General features: G+C 66.6%; 11 protein-coding genes. 5 read left to right on the top strand and 6 right to left on the bottom strand.

Going from position 1 to position 14,595, the window contains the following annotated elements:
• From HV742_RS31540 to HV742_RS31515, 6 genes are all read right to left on the bottom strand, one after another.
• A partial coding sequence (locus HV742_RS31540) for a retention module-containing protein (protein WP_175147246.1) occupies positions 1 to 1,995 on the bottom strand: 1,995 nt, incomplete at its 3' end.
• Positions 1,996 to 2,079: 84 nt separating this feature from the next.
• Complete coding sequence (locus HV742_RS31535; protein ID WP_049075102.1) at positions 2,080 to 2,736, bottom strand: response regulator transcription factor; 657 nt, start codon at positions 2,734 to 2,736, stop codon at positions 2,080 to 2,082.
• 19 nt (positions 2,737 to 2,755) lie between these two features.
• Complete coding sequence (locus HV742_RS31530; RefSeq protein WP_059269758.1) at positions 2,756 to 4,192, bottom strand: HlyD family type I secretion periplasmic adaptor subunit; 1,437 nt, start codon at positions 4,190 to 4,192, stop codon at positions 2,756 to 2,758.
• Between the two features lie 7 nt (positions 4,193 to 4,199).
• The gene (locus HV742_RS31525; RefSeq protein ID WP_175147245.1) at positions 4,200 to 6,365 is read right to left on the bottom strand and encodes a type I secretion system permease/ATPase; all 2,166 of its coding nucleotides are present in this window, start codon (positions 6,363 to 6,365) and stop codon (positions 4,200 to 4,202) included.
• A complete protein-coding gene (locus HV742_RS31520; RefSeq protein ID WP_006387947.1) occupies positions 6,349 to 6,561 on the bottom strand; it encodes a hypothetical protein in 213 nt (70 codons plus the stop codon). Before HV742_RS31520 ends, HV742_RS31525 begins: the two co-directional genes overlap by 17 nt.
• A gap of 23 nt (positions 6,562 to 6,584) precedes the next feature.
• A complete protein-coding gene (locus HV742_RS31515; RefSeq protein ID WP_175147244.1) occupies positions 6,585 to 8,090 on the bottom strand; it encodes a TolC family outer membrane protein in 1,506 nt (501 codons plus the stop codon).
• Positions 8,091 to 8,604: 514 nt separating this feature from the next.
• On the opposite strand from HV742_RS31515, the gene leuC reads away from it, so the two are divergent.
• The 5 genes from leuC to HV742_RS32495 all read left to right on the top strand — a co-directional run.
• Positions 8,605 to 10,008, top strand: a complete 1,404-nt coding sequence (leuC, locus tag HV742_RS31510; RefSeq protein WP_054417923.1) for a 3-isopropylmalate dehydratase large subunit — start codon at positions 8,605 to 8,607, stop codon at positions 10,006 to 10,008.
• A gap of 22 nt (positions 10,009 to 10,030) precedes the next feature.
• Positions 10,031 to 10,681, top strand: a complete 651-nt coding sequence (gene leuD, locus HV742_RS31505; protein ID WP_054417925.1) for a 3-isopropylmalate dehydratase small subunit — start codon at positions 10,031 to 10,033, stop codon at positions 10,679 to 10,681.
• Positions 10,682 to 10,718: 37 nt separating this feature from the next.
• Complete coding sequence (gene leuB / locus HV742_RS31500) at positions 10,719 to 11,795, top strand: 3-isopropylmalate dehydrogenase (protein WP_049075092.1); 1,077 nt, start codon at positions 10,719 to 10,721, stop codon at positions 11,793 to 11,795.
• Positions 11,796 to 12,025: 230 nt separating this feature from the next.
• Positions 12,026 to 13,156 carry an aspartate-semialdehyde dehydrogenase gene (asd, locus tag HV742_RS31495; RefSeq protein ID WP_049075090.1) on the top strand — a complete coding sequence of 377 codons (1,131 nt, stop codon included), beginning with the start codon at positions 12,026 to 12,028 and terminating at the stop codon, positions 13,154 to 13,156.
• A 266-nt stretch (positions 13,157 to 13,422) separates the two neighbouring features.
• A partial coding sequence (locus tag HV742_RS32495) for a type IV pilus assembly protein FimV (RefSeq protein ID WP_175147243.1) occupies positions 13,423 to 14,595 on the top strand: 1,173 nt, incomplete at its 3' end.

Below are 14,595 nucleotides of genomic sequence, written 5' to 3'. Positions count from 1 at the left end.
GTTGGCGTCGATGGAGAACTTGCCGTGCTCGCCCTTGGCGTCGGTCTGCGGGTTGAAGGTGGCTTCGCCCGCGTCCTTGTCGGTCACGTCCAGCTTGCCGCCGGTGGTCAGATTGCCATCTTCCTCGACGGTGCCGGCGTCGTCGCCCGGCTTGCTCGGGGTGATGACGGCGGCGTCGTTGGTGCCGGTGATGGTGACCGTGATGGTTTCGGTGGCGGTGCCGCCGTGGCCGTCGTCAACCGTGACGGTGATGGTGTCGGTGACCGTCTCGCCGTCCTTGAGGGCCTGGACCTTGTCGCTGCCATTGTCCAGCGTGTAGGTCCACTTGCCGGTGCCATCCACCGTGAACGAGCCGTACTGGCCCTTGCCGCCGTCGTTGACGGTCCAGGTGTGCGTGTCGTTGGTGTCGACGTCGTGCTGGGTCAACTGGCCGGACACGGTGTCGCTGGTGTCGTCCTCGCGGATTTCGCCGATGGTGGTGCCGCTGATGGTCGGCGCGTCGTTGGTGCCGGTGACGGTGACCGTGATGACCTGGGTGGCCTTGCCGCCGTGGCCGTCGTCGACGGTAACCGTGATGGTGTCGGTCACCTGCTGGCCTTCGGCCAGGGCCTGCACCTTGTCGCTGCCGTTGTCCAGCACGTAGGTCCACTTGCCGTTCTGGTCGACCGTGAGGGTACCGTACTGGCCCTTGCCGCCGTCGTTGGCGGACCAGGTGTGCGTGTCGCTGGTGTCGACGTCGGCCTTGGTCAGTTGGCCCGTCACTTCCTGCGTGCCGTCTTCCTTGACGGCGCCGGCGGCTTCGCCGCTGATGGTCGGGGCGTCGTTGGTGCCGTTGATGGTGATGGTGACCGTGCCAGTGGTGCCATCGGCGGTGGTGACGGTGAAGGTCTCGGTCAGCTTCTCGCCCACGGCCAGCGACTGTACGCGCGCGTCGGTCTGGTTCAGGTTGTAGACCCAGTTGCCGTTGGCGTCGATCGAGAAGGTGCCGTACACGCCCGGGCGGTCGGCCACGGCCACGAAGAAGGATTGACCGTCGTCGGCGTCGACCACGTTGAGCTTGCCGTTGGCGGTGGACTTTTCGTCCTCGACCACGGTGCCGGCATCGTCGCCCGGCTGGGCGGCGGTGATCTGGGCCGGGTCATTGACGCCGACCACGGTCACTTCCACGGTGGCGGTGGAGGTGGCGCCGCTCGGGTCGGTGACGACGTAGGTGATCGTGGTGGTAGCCGTCTGGCCTTCGGGCAGATGCTGGAAGCTGTTGCCGGGAACGAAGGTGTAGCTGCCGTCCGGCAGCACGGTGAAGGTGCCGCCGTTGGAACCGGTGACGCTGACGCCGCCCGGGCTCATCGGGCGGCCGCTGATCGAGACCAGGGTCAGCGGATCGCCGTCGGGATCGCTGTCGTTGACCAGCAGGTTGCCGCGCACGACGCTCTTTTCGTCGGTGCGGGCGGTGTCGTTGATGGCCAGGGGCGCGTTATTGTTGTCGCCCGCGGCGCCACCGTCGCCGCCCGCGCCGCTGGAAGCGCGGTCGATCGCGTCGGCGCCACGGCCCGGGTTGGGATAGGCCAGGTCCAGCGGGCTGGTGGTTTCCAGGATGCGGGCCAGGCGCACGAAGCTGCCGCCGCCGTCGTCACCGCCGCCGCCCGTCAGCGTCGCGGCGGTCGGATCCAGCACTTCGAACGGATCCTGGCCGGCCTGCAGGGCCGCCAGCAGACGGTCGGAATCGGTGCCCTTGGGCGGCGCCACCGCGGCTTCGGTCGGATCGGCCAGCGGGCCGGCCATGTCGCCGGTGACGGCCACCTCGCGGCCTTCGCCGATCACGATCGGCATGCCATTCTCCACCTGCAGCGCCACGCTGGCGCCCGAGGCCGTGACGACGTCGCTGCCGGCGGGCACGTTGCTGCCCTGATGCAGTTCGGTCAGCGAGCCATCGCTGTTGCGTATCCAGGCGCGACCGGTGATTTCAGTGACGACGGCGGGGGAGGAGTTGGCCATGTTGGTTCCGTTTCAGGGAGTTATCCAAGATGGCCAGATACTAGAGGGAGCCGCGGCGCGGCGGTATTGTACTCAAGGACAGGTTCAGGAAAGGATTTTGCCGCGGGCGTCGGCCGGCGCCGAAATGCCGTGCACCCGCAGCGCCAGCTGCAGCCGGTCGGTCACTTCGAGTTTGTCGAAGACGGCCGACAGATGCGCCTTGACGGTGCGCTCGGTGATGCCGAGCGCGTCGGCGATCTGGGCATTGGATTGGCCGCTGGCGGCATAGCGGGCCACGGTGATCTCGCGTTCGGTCAGCAGGCCGTTGTCCCAGGAGCGGGAATCCTGGGCCCGCTCCGTCACCAGCCGGAGCAGGCGCGTGACCAGCGAGCGCCCCATCCAGATGCCGCCGGAGGCTACCACTTCCAGGGCCTGCGCCAGGGCGGTGGCCGGGGCGTAACTGTGGCAATAACCCAACGCTCCGGCGCCCAGGGCCTGAGTGCCTTGTTCGTCGTTGGGGCTGGGGCTGGCCACCACCACCTGCAGTCCGGAGAACTGGGCATGCCAGGCGGGATCCTGCCAGGACGGCAGACGCGGCAGGTCGGTATCCAGCACCGCCAGGGCGCGGCCCTGCTCGCGCCAGCGCTGCAGGTCGGCCAGACCGCGCCCGCGGGCGGCGAGCCAGCGCGCCGGATCCAGCGCGCGCCAGTGCTGCCACAACAGGTCGTCGTGCGTAATCAACAGGACGGGAACGGATTTCATAACGCCTTCTCGCTCTCCTCTAACGCTCGGTAAAGGCGTTGGCCTTCGCGCGCAGCACCGGCTTGAGCAGGTACTGCAACACGGTGCGCTTGCCGGTCAGGATGTGGACTTCGGCCACCATCCCGGGAATGATGGGCAGGTTCTTGTCGCCCACCGTGCTGCGGTCCGTGCGGACCCGCACCACGTAATAGGAATTGCCTTTCTCGTCGGTCACCGTGTCGGCGCCGATCTGTTCGACCTTGCCTTCCAGCCCGCCGTAGATGGCGAAGTCGTAGGCGGTGAACTTGACCTCGGCCTTCTGGTCGGCGTGCAGGAAACCGATGTCGCGCGGCAGGATGCGCACTTCCAGCAGCAGGGTGTCGTCCTTGGGCACGATCTCGATGATGTCCTTGCCCGGCTGCACCACGCCGCCCACGGTATTGTTGAACAGCGTCTTGACCGTGCCGCGCACCGGGGCGCGCACTTCCGCCAGCTTGACCCGGTCGGCCAGGGCCAGCTTGCCCTCGCGCAGCGTGGCCAGCTTGGTGTTGGTTTCGGACAGTTCGTTGCGGGCCTGGTTGCGGATGTTCAGCTCGGATTCCTCGAGCTTGCTCTGGGCTTCCTTGATCGATGCCTGGATCCGGTCGATCTGGGCCTCGGCGCCTTTCTGTTCGCCGCAGTAGCGGGCCACGTCGCGCTGCAGGCGCAACAGGTCCACCTCGGACACCGCGCCGCTCTTGAGCAGCGGCCGGGTCACCTGCAGTTCGCGCGAGGTCAGGCCGCAGCTGGCCGAGGCCTGGTCGCGCTTGGCGATGGTCTCGCGCAGTTCTTCCTGGCGTTGCTTGAGTTGTTCGCGGGCGACGTTGACGGTGGCGTTCAGTTCCGTGGTGCGCGCCTGCCAGGCGTTGCGTTCCATCTCGACCAACCCCGGCGCCTGGGTCAGCACTTCCTCGGGCGCCACGAACGGTTCGCCGGTGGCCAGCGCCTTCAGGCGCGCGGACTTGGCCAGCAGCGACAGGTATTCGGCATTGTTTTCGCCCAGCGATGAGGCGAAGCGGGTGGAATCGATCTTCAGCAGGACCTGGCCGGCCTCGACCTCCTGGCCGGGCTTGACCAGGATTTCCTCGACGATGCCGCCGTCCAGGCTCTGGATGATCTGCACCTGGCGCGACGGCACGACCTTGCCCTCGCCGCGCACGACTTCGTCGATATAGCCGAAGGCGGCCCACAGCAGCAGCAGGAAGACGGCCAGCAGGCTGGTCCACAGCAGCACGCGGGCGCCGCGCGCCTGCGACTCGTGGATCACCCATTCGGCGTTGCCGACATAGTCGGTGCGCGCCTGCGGCTTGCCTTTTTCGGCGCCGTCGAGCAGGCGGTCGAAGAAGTGGATGAAGACGCCGCGCACCCGCAGCCACAGACGGGTGAGCAGGCCGGGCCGCGATACGGCGGATTTCTGGATGGCGGTGGTATTGTCCATGCGGCTCTCAGCTTCCGCGTCCGACGCGCCCCTGGCGCAGGGCTTCGACGACCTGTTCCTTGGGGCCATCGGCCACGATATGGCCGTTATCGATGACGATCAGGCGATCGACCAGTTCCAGCAGGGCGGTGCGGTGCGTCACCAGCAGGATGGTCTTGTTGGCGCTGGCTTCGCCCAGGCGGCGGCGCAGCTGGGCCTCGCTCTGGTGATCCATGTTGCTGCTGGGCTCGTCCAGCAGCAGGATGGGCGGATCGTTGATCAGCGCGCGCGCCACGGCCACCGACTGGCGCTGGCCGCCCGACAGCGACTCGCCGCGCTCGCCGACGAGCATGTCGAAGCCGTTCGGGTGCAGATTGGCGAACTCGGTCACGCCGGCCATGTTGGCGGCCGCCAGGATGCTGGCGTCGTCGGCGTAGGGCGCGCCCATGGCCAGGTTGTGCTTGAGGCTGCCGTAGAACAGCAGCGGATCCTGCGGCACGTGGCCGATTGCGCGGCGCACGTCGGCCGGGTCGATCTGGCGCACGTCCACGCCATCCAGCAGCACCGCGCCCTCGGTCGGCTGGAACAGCGCCAGGGCCAGCTTTTCCAGCGTGGTCTTGCCCGAGCCGATGCGGCCGATGATGCCGACCTTTTCGCCCGGCTTGAGCTTGAAGGACACCTTTTTGAGCACCGGCTGGGTGCTGCCCGGGTAAGTGAAGCTGACGTCGCGGAATTCCAGGCCGCCATGGAACACCGGGCGGTGCAGGAACTCGGCCTCGGCCGGGCGCTCGATCGGCAGCTTCATGTAGTTGTCGATCGAACCCAGCGAGGTGCGGGCGTTCTGGTATTGCATCAGCAGGCCGGCCACCTGGCCCAGCGGCGCCAGGCAGCGGCCGGCGATCATCGAGGCGGCGATGATGCCGCCCATCGACAGGGCCGAGTCCTGCGCCAGGTACACGCCGATGATCACCACCGAGATCGACACCAGCTGCTGCACCGCCTGCACGAAGCCGACGGTGGACGACGAGATCAGCTTGAGCTTGCCGCCGGTCTGCGCGATGAACTCGGTGGAACGCTCCCAGTTGCGCTGGATCGCGCCCTGGGCGTTGAGGGTCTTGACCGCTTCCAGCCCGGTCAGGGCCTCGACCAGGGTGGCATTGCGCTGCGACGAAGCCTGGAACGACGCCATCGTCAGCGCTTCCATGCGCGCCTGCGCGGCCAGCGACACCACCAGGATCAGCACGATCGCCACCACCGGGGGCAGCACCATCCAGGGCGAGATCCAGGCCAGCGCGGCCAGGAACAGCAGAATGAAGGGCAAGTCCACCAGGGTGGTGATGGTGGCCGAGGCGATGAAGTCGCGGATCGATTCGAACGAGCGCAGGTTGGCGGCGAACGAGCCGACCGACACCGGACGGCCCTCCATCCGCAGGTCCAGCACCCGCTCCATGATCTGCGCGGACAGCCGCACGTCGACGCGCTTGCTGGCGCTGTCGACCACGTGCGAGCGCGCCGTGCTCAGGATCATGTTGAAGATCACCACCAGAGTGATGCCCAGCGCCAGCACCCAGAGCGTCTCGACGGCGTTGTTGGGCACCACGCGGTCGTACACGTTCATGGTGAACAACGGCATCGCCATGGCGAAGATGTTGATCAGCAGGGCGGCGATGAGGGCATCGCGGTACAGGCGCCGGTTTTCCATGATGGCGGCCCAGAACCAGTGGCGCTCGCGCACCTTGGCCACTTCCGGGGCGCGCGCGTCGAAGCGGAACTGTGGCCGCACGAAACAGACCAGGCCGGTGTATTGCGCGTCCAGTTCGGCCGCGCTCATCTCGACCGCGCTGCCGCCCAGCTCGGGATGGCTGATCACGTACTTGTCGCCATCCTTCCTGAGCAACAGGCAGGCCCGCTCGCCATTGAGCAGCAGGATCGCCGGCAACAGGTCGGACGGCAGTCCGTCCAGCGGGCGCTTGACCACCCGCGCCGACAGCTGCGCGCGCGCCGCCGCCCGGGGCAGCAGCGCTGGCGTCAGCCGGTGTGCTTCCAGCGGCAGGCCGGCCGACAGCGCCTGGGCGGTCGCCGTCACGCCATGCAATCGGGTGATCTCGACCAGGCAGTCCAGCAACGGGTCATCGTGCGCGGCGCGCGCGTCGGCGCGCCATTCCCGCGCGGGCGCGTCAGATAACTTGTCCATCATCGTCATCCAGCAGGTCCAGATGCTCCGAGAGTCGCGCGCGCTGTTGCTTGCGCTGGGTGAGTTTTTGCTGGGCCTGTATTGGCAGGTCCGTCATGCGCAAGGTGCCATTGGCGATCAAGGCGTCGATCAAGTCTTCCAACACGCGGACGAAGTCCGCATCCAACCGTGAAAAGTCGTTGTCCTCAGTAGCCATATGGCCTCCTTGCGCGCGCCTCGTCAGGGACGGGCCTGGGCGGCGGGCGCGTTCAGCGGCACCAGCGTGGGCGGCAGGGTGCCTTCGTTGTATTGCACACGCACTGGCGTCAGCCGGGCCGAGTCGGGCACCGTGGAATTGCACAGGCGGATGACGTCGTCGGACACCACCAGCTTGCCGTTTTCCTCGGGCATCTCGTTGCGCGCGGGCTGCAGCGTCAGCGCCGGCAGCAGCTTATGCGAAAGCGCCAGCCAGCGATACTGCGCCAGCCTCAGGTCATAGACGGCGTTGGTCAGGGCGCGGCGCGATTCGAACAGCTCGTTCTCGGTGTTGAGCAGGTCGAGCAGGGTGCGCTGGCCGATCTGGAACTGCTGGCGGTAGGCGTCGCGCACCTTGGCCGTGGCCATTTCGTGGTCGCGCAGGAAGGGCAGCTTTTCCTGCAGGCTGGTGATGTTGTTCCAGGCCACGGCCAGATCCTGCTGCACATTGCGGCAGGTGTAGTCGCGCACGTCGCGCGCGGCATACGACTGGGCCGCCGTCTGGCGCACCCGCGCCGCATCGGCGCCGCCGCGGTACAGGTTGTAGTTCATGACCACCTGGACGCTGGAGCTGCGGATGTTGCGGTTTTCAGGCGTGGGGTCGTTCTGGTCGCGGCCGGTGGCGGCGACGAACTCGAACTTGGGTGAAAACGCGCCCTTGGACGAGGCCACGCCCGCTTCCGCCGCCTGCAGGGCCGCCTGCTTGGACAGGAAGCTGGGATTGCGGCGCAGCGACTCGTTGAAGTTGCCGGGCTTGGTCGGCAACTTGTCGGAGATGTCCGGCACCGGCTGCATCGACTCGGGCGGCAGGGCGCCAGTGACGCGCTGGAAGCGCTGCTGCACGTCCAGCAGGTTGGTGGTTTCGGTCATCAGGTTGGTTTGCGCCAGCGCCAGGCGGCCGCCGGCCTGTTCCAGGTCAACGCGTCGGCCGACCCCGGATTCCGTGCGCTGGCCGATCTGCTTGAGGGTTTCCTCGTGCAGGGAGTAATTCTGGCGGGCCAGCAGTTCCATGTCGCGATAGCGCTGCAGGTCGATGTAGGCCTGCACGGCGGCCAGGGCGGTGCTGTCGCTGGTGGCCAGCACGTCATAGAAGCGCGCCAGCTTGTCGAACCCGGCCTGCTTGACGTCGTTGCTGGTGCGGAAACCGTCGAAAATCAGCTGGCGCAGCTCGAAGTTGTAGCCCGGACGGTTCCAGTTCTGCGAGCCGACGCCGGGCACGTTGTTGCGGTATTCGCGGCCGGCGTAGCCCAGCGCATTGACCTGCGGGAAGAAGGCGCCGCGGGCCACGGCCTGGCCTTCCAGCGAAGCCTGGAAGTCGTGGTACTTGGCCTGGATCTCGGGATTGCTGAGCAGGGTCTGCTCGACAATCTGGTTCAGGGTGGTCGCGCCAGGGGCGGGCGGCGCATCGGTCGCGGCCGGCTGCGCATACAAGACAGGAACGAATGCCAACGCCAGGGCGGAAACCGTGGTCTTGAGCAGGAACGAAGACATAGGGATTATTCGCGAGTCAAGTGTGGGATTAGTGCCGGCATATTGTGTGCAAATGTCAGACTTGGCGAGTCAAGGTTTGTTAAGACTTGACAGAATTTGCCGGCCCGTCGGGATTTATTTCGCAAAAATCGATGAGAAATCATGCGATTTACGCGGAATTCAATATGGACGGATTAATCAAAAACCATTAATACGTTTTATGTCGTATTGTTGCGGTTTCTGCTTTGCCACATTGAAAAGTGATTATATCCGGTTGCGTCTTTTGTATCTAAATAGTTTTTTCGACCGTTGCTTTTTGATTATCTGGATATTGACCCCGCAACGATCATTCTCGGCGTGACCGGCGACCTGGATAAGCCTCACCATGGTAGTGTTGGTACTAGTATATTTGGTGTGGTTGTACTAGGTTCAGAGGCTGGGCATAATGCCCTCCATGCCGCAGCGGCCGGCGTGGGAAGCAACAGCACATCCCGCGCGAGGCACCAGCCGGATTGTCTATTTGCAGAGCGCATCCATGGCCCAAACCCTTTACGACAAACTCTGGGACGCCCATATCGTCCACCAGGAATCAGACGGCACCTGTCTGCTCTATATTGACCGCCACCTGCTGCACGAAGTGACCAGCCCGCAGGCGTTCGAGGGCCTGGCCATGGCCGGGCGCAAGCCGTGGCGCAACGGCGCCAACCTGGCGGTGGCCGACCACAACGTGCCCACGATGAATCGCGCCCAGGGCATCGACGATCCGATCTCGCGCCTGCAGGTCGACACGCTCGACGCCAACTGCGACAAGTACGGCATCACCGAATTCCGCATGAACGACCTGCGCCAGGGCATCGTCCACGTCATCGGGCCGGAGCAGGGCGCCACCCTGCCGGGCATGACCGTGGTCTGTGGCGACTCGCACACCAGCACGCACGGGGCGCTGGGCGCGCTGGCGTTCGGCATCGGCACGTCGGAAGTCGAACACGTGCTGGCCACGCAGACGCTGCTCATGAAGAAAGCCAAGAGCATGCTGATCAAGGTCGAAGGCGAACTGCCGTTCGGCTGTACGGCCAAGGACGTCGTCCTGCACATCATCGGCATCATCGGCACCGCCGGCGGCACCGGCCACGCCATCGAGTTCGCCGGCAGCACCATCCGCGCGCTGTCGGTGGAAGGCCGCATGACGGTCTGCAACATGGCCATCGAAGCCGGCGCCCGCTCCGGCATGGTCGCCGTCGACGACAAGACCATCGAATACTTCCGCGGCCGTCCGTTCGCGCCGTCCGGCGTGCTGTGGGATCACGCCGTGGCCTACTGGCGCACGCTGCACACCGACGCAGGCGCCAAGTTCGACACCGTGGTCGACGTCAACGCCCGCGACATCAAGCCGCAGGTCACCTGGGGCACCTCGCCCGAAATGGTGCTGCCGGTCGATTCGCGCGTGCCGGATCCCGACCGCGAAAAAGACGACGTGCGCCGCAGCGGCATGGAGCGCGCGCTGGAATACATGGGCCTCAAGCCCAACACGCCGTTGACCGACATCCGCGTGGACCGCGTCTTCATCGGTTCCTGCACCAACTCGCGCATCGAGGACCTGCGCGCCGCCGCCGTCGTGGCGCGCGGCAAGCGCGTCGCATCCAACGTGCGCCAGGCCATGGTGGTGCCGGGTTCCGGGCTGGTCAAGCAGCAGGCCGAGCGCGAAGGCCTGGACAAGATCTTCATCGAGGCGGGCTTCGAATGGCGCGAGCCGGGCTGCTCGATGTGCCTGGCCATGAACGCCGACCGGCTCGAGCCGGGCGAGCGCTGCGCCTCGACCTCGAACCGCAACTTCGAAGGCCGCCAGGGCCAGGGTGGCCGCACCCACCTGGTCAGCCCGGCGATGGCCGCCGCCGCCGCCGTGGCCGGTCATTTCGTCGACGTCCGCACGTTCCGTTAAGCGCCCACCGAGTACCGACATCATGCAAGCATTCACCACTCACGAAGGCCTGGTGGCTCCGCTCGACCGCGAAAACGTCGACACGGACCTCATCATCCCCAAGCAGTTCCTCAAGTCCATCAAGCGCACCGGCTTCGGCCCCAATCTGTTCGACGAACTGCGCTACCTGGATCACGGCGAGCCGGGCATGGACAACAGCAAGCGTCCGCTCAACCCCGATTTCGTGCTGAACCAGCAGCGTTACCAGGGCGCCTCGGTGCTGCTGGCGCGCAAGAACTTCGGCTGCGGTTCGAGCCGCGAGCACGCGCCCTGGGCGCTGACGCAGTTCGGCTTTCGCGCCATCATCGCGCCGTCGTACGCCGACATCTTCTTCAACAACAGCTTCAAGAATGGTCTGCTGCCGATCGTGCTGTCCGAGCTCGAAGTGGCGCGCCTGTTCGACGAAGTGAAGGCCTTCCCGGGCTACAAGCTCAACATCGACCTGGATCGCCAGGTGGTGGTGGCCGCCGACGGCCGCGCCATGAAGTTCGACATCGAGCCGTTCCGCAAGTACTGCCTGCTGAACGGTTTTGACGACATCGGCCTGACCCTGCGCCATTCGGACAAGATCCGCGCCTTCGAAGCCGAGCGCCTGGCCCGCCATCCCTGGCTGGAAAGCCGTCCGATCGCCTGACCCGACTCATCCCATCGACCACAGGACCGTTTTTTCCATGACTCATAACATCGCAGTCTTGCCGGGTGACGGCATCGGCCCCGAAATCATCGAACAGGCCGTGCGCGTCCTGAAGGCGCTGGACGTGCCGTTCGACATCAAGCAGGCCGCCGTTGGCGGCGCCGCGTTCGACGAGTTCGAGCATCCGCTGCCGCCGGCCACGCTGAAGCTGGCCAAGGAATCGCACGCCGTGCTGTTCGGCGCCGTCGGCGACTGGAAGTACGACAGCCTGCCGCGCGAATTCCGCCCCGAGCAGGCCATCCTGGGCCTGCGCAAGGCGCTCGGTCTGTTCGCCAACCTGCGTCCGGCGATTCTCTATCCCGAGCTGGCCAGCGCCTCGTCGCTCAAGCCCGAGATCGTGTCCGGCCTGGACATCCTGATCATCCGCGAACTGACCGGCGACATCTATTTCGGCACGCCGCGCGGCGTGCGCTCGTCGCCGGACGGCGCCTTCAGCGGCGAACGCGAGGGCTACGACACGATGCGCTACGCTGAATCGGAAGTGCGCCGCATCGCCCGCATCGGCTTCGAATCCGCCAGGAAGCGCAACAAGAAGCTGTGCAGCGTCGACAAGGCCAACGTGCTCGAGACCTCGCAGTTCTGGCGCGACATCGTCATCGAAGTGGCGCGCGAGTATCCGGACGTCGAGCTGTCGCACATGTACGTCGACAACGCCGCCATGCAGCTGGTGCGCAATCCGCGCCAGTTCGACGTGATCGTCACCGGCAACCTGTTCGGCGACATCCTGTCGGACGAGGCCGCCATGCTGACCGGCTCCATCGGCATGCTGCCGTCGGCCTCGCTGAACGCCGGCGGCCAGGGCCTGTACGAGCCCAGCCACGGTTCGGCGCCCGACATTGCCGGCCAGGGCATCGCCAATCCGCTGGCGACCATCCTGTCGGCCGCGATGCTGCTGCGCTACTCGCTGAACCTGGCGCCCCAGGCCGACCGCATCGAAGCCGCCGTGCGCCGCGTGCTGGCCGATGGCCTGCGCACCGCCGACATCTTCGAACCCGGCACCACCAAGGTCAGCACCTCGGGCATGGGCGACGCCGTCCTCAAAGCCCTGGCCTGATGCCTGCAAGGGACGCGCCCTTGCGGCGCGGTCCCGAGTCCTGGGGCCGCCCGCGGGGCGGCCCTTTTTCATGCCGATGTTGCCGCGGCGCCGCGAAAGCGGGGTGGCTTTGATTGCGGCCCCGTTTTTTCAAGCTGCGCCGCAACATCCCTGCGTGCATTCTGATAAATTGTTGGGTTCTTGCACGTTTTTTCACCACACCTTGTCCCCACCTTTAAAGAGCGATTGAAATGAATCAAGCAGTAGGCCTTGTCGGCTGGCGCGGTATGGTCGGCTCGGTGCTCATGCAACGCATGCGCGACGAGAACGACTTCGCACTGATCGAACCGGTGTTTTTCTCCACCAGCAACGCTGGCGGCGCCGCCCCCACTTGGGCGACTGGCGCGGGTCCGCTGCAAGACGCCTACAACATTGACGCTCTGAAAAAACTGCCGATCATCGTGACGGCGCAAGGCGGCGACTACACCTCCGAGGTCTACCCGAAGCTGCGCGGCGCGGGCTGGAACGGCATCTGGATCGACGCCGCCAGCACACTGCGCATGGCCGATGACGCCATCATCGTGCTGGACCCGGTCAACCGTCCCGTGATCGACGCGGCGCTCAAGCGCGGCGTGCGCAACTTCATCGGCGGCAATTGCACGGTCAGCTGCATGTTGATGGGCCTGGCCGGCCTGTTCAACAACGACCTGGTCGAGTGGATGACCACCATGACCTACCAGGCCGCATCCGGCGGCGGCGCGCAGCACATGCGCGAGCTGCTGACCCAGTTCGGCGAGCTGAACCACGCCGTCAAGCCGCTGCTGGACGATCCGGCCTCGGCCATCCTGGAAATCGACCGCGGCATCCTGGCCAAGCAGAAGGACGCGGCGCTGCCCCACGAGCACTTCGGCGTGCCGCTGGGCGGCAGCCTGATCCCCTGGATCGACAAGGACCTGGGCAACGGCATGTCCAAGGAAGAGTGGAAGGGCGAGGTCGAGACCAACAAGATCCTCGGCCGTGGCGCCGCCTTCGGCACCGCCGCCACCCCGATCGACGGCCTGTGCGTGCGCATCGGCGCGATGCGCTGCCACAGCCAGGCGCTGACCATCAAGCTCAAGCGCGACCTGCCGCTGGACGAGATCGAAGCGCTGATCGCGCAGGGCACGCAATGGGCCAAGGTGATCCCCAACACCAAGGAAGAGACCATCCGTGAACTGACCCCGGTCGCGGTCACGGGCACGCTGGACATTCCGGTGGGCCGCCTGCGCAAGATGTCGATGGGTCCGCAATACCTCAGCGCCTTCACCGTCGGTGACCAACTGCTGTGGGGCGCGGCCGAACCGCTGCGCCGCATGCTGCGCATCGCGCTGGCCGAAGCCTGAGGCCCGGCGGGCGGCGCAGGCCGCGCGCTCGCGACAAGGTCGTAACCGCAAAGGCACCTTCGGGTGCCTTTGTCATTTGCGCGGGGCGCCGTGGTCATCGGACATGGCTGGCAATGTGCCCGCCAGCCAACGCCGATGCGCCTTTCAGGTTTGTGAAACGCGCTCGATCCATTACACTTTTCGGGTCAATTGAGGCTTGTTCTCACGCGATCCCCACGAACAGCCTCCGCCCGATCATTCGACCGACAAGAACGGAATTCCAGCTTATGACCCAGCGTTCGCGCCAAGTGAAGCATGCCCGCCGTTTGAAGGCCCTCCAGTGGGCGATCGCGCTGGCGCTAGGCGCGAGCGCTTGCAGCCCGGCCTTGGCGATGCGGGTTGGGCATTCGCGGGTGGTGTCGGCGCCGGGTGCGCCCCTGCAGGCGCTGGTTGGCCTGCAGGAATTGACGCCGGACGAAGTGTCCTCGCTGCGGGTGTCCGTGGCGGACGAGGCGGCGTGGCAGCGCGCGGGCCTGAAACCGCCCGCGCCGCTGGCCAGCCTGGTGGTGCGGGTCGAAGACGGCATGGACCCGACCCGCAAGAACCTGCGGGTGCGGTCGACCCAGGCGCCGGCCGGCGGCGCGGTCGATCTGCTGCTGGATATCAGTTCCAGTTCCGGCCAGCGACAGGTCCAGGTCAGCATCCTGGTGCCGCTGCGCGGCGCAGGCGCCGATGTCACGCCGGCTGCCGTGGGCGCCCCGGGGCGGGCCGGCGGCACGTCCGGCTCGGTCAACGTCAAGTCGGGCGATACGCTGTTCGCCATCGCCCAGCGTAATGCCGTGCCCAACGCCTCGGTCTACCAGATGCTGGTGGCGCTGTGGCGCGCCAATCCCGACGCCTTCATCCAGAACAACATGAACCTGGTGCGGGCGGGGCAGAAGCTGGCGATCCCCGACGCGGCCACGGTGCGCGCGGTCGATCCGGCCGAGGCGCGCCGCATTTTCAATGAACACGCCGAGGCATTCGCCCGTTACCGCGCCCGCCTGGGCGCGGCGACCGGCGCCAATCCCGCGGTGGTCAAGGGCCAGGACGCGGCCTCGGGCACGGTGGCGCGGCCTGGCGACACCGGCGCGGCCACGGCCTCGCAGCCGCAGGATCGCGTGCGCCTGTCATCCGGACAGGCGCAGGGCGGCACCGCGGCACAGGCCGAGGCCCAGGCCGATCAGCGCGTCTCCAATGAACGCGCCATGGCCGACGTGCAGGGACGTGTCAACCAGTTGGAAAGCAATGTCAATGAGTTGAACAAGGCCGTGGCCGAGCAAGGTGCGGGTGCGGGCGCTGGCACGCCGGGCGTCGCAGGTGCCGCTGGCGCGACGGGGGCTTCGGGGGCGACCGGCTCGACGGGCGCAACGGGCGCCGCAGGCGCGGCCGGCTCCTCGGGCGCCGCCGGTCCCACGGGC

The sequence above is a fragment of the Achromobacter ruhlandii genome (genome assembly GCF_902859695.1).
GTDB lineage: Bacteria > Pseudomonadota > Gammaproteobacteria > Burkholderiales > Burkholderiaceae_B > Achromobacter > Achromobacter ruhlandii.
The sequence above is the reverse complement of the archived record's forward strand: the minus strand, read 5'-3'. Positions and strand labels throughout refer to the sequence as shown.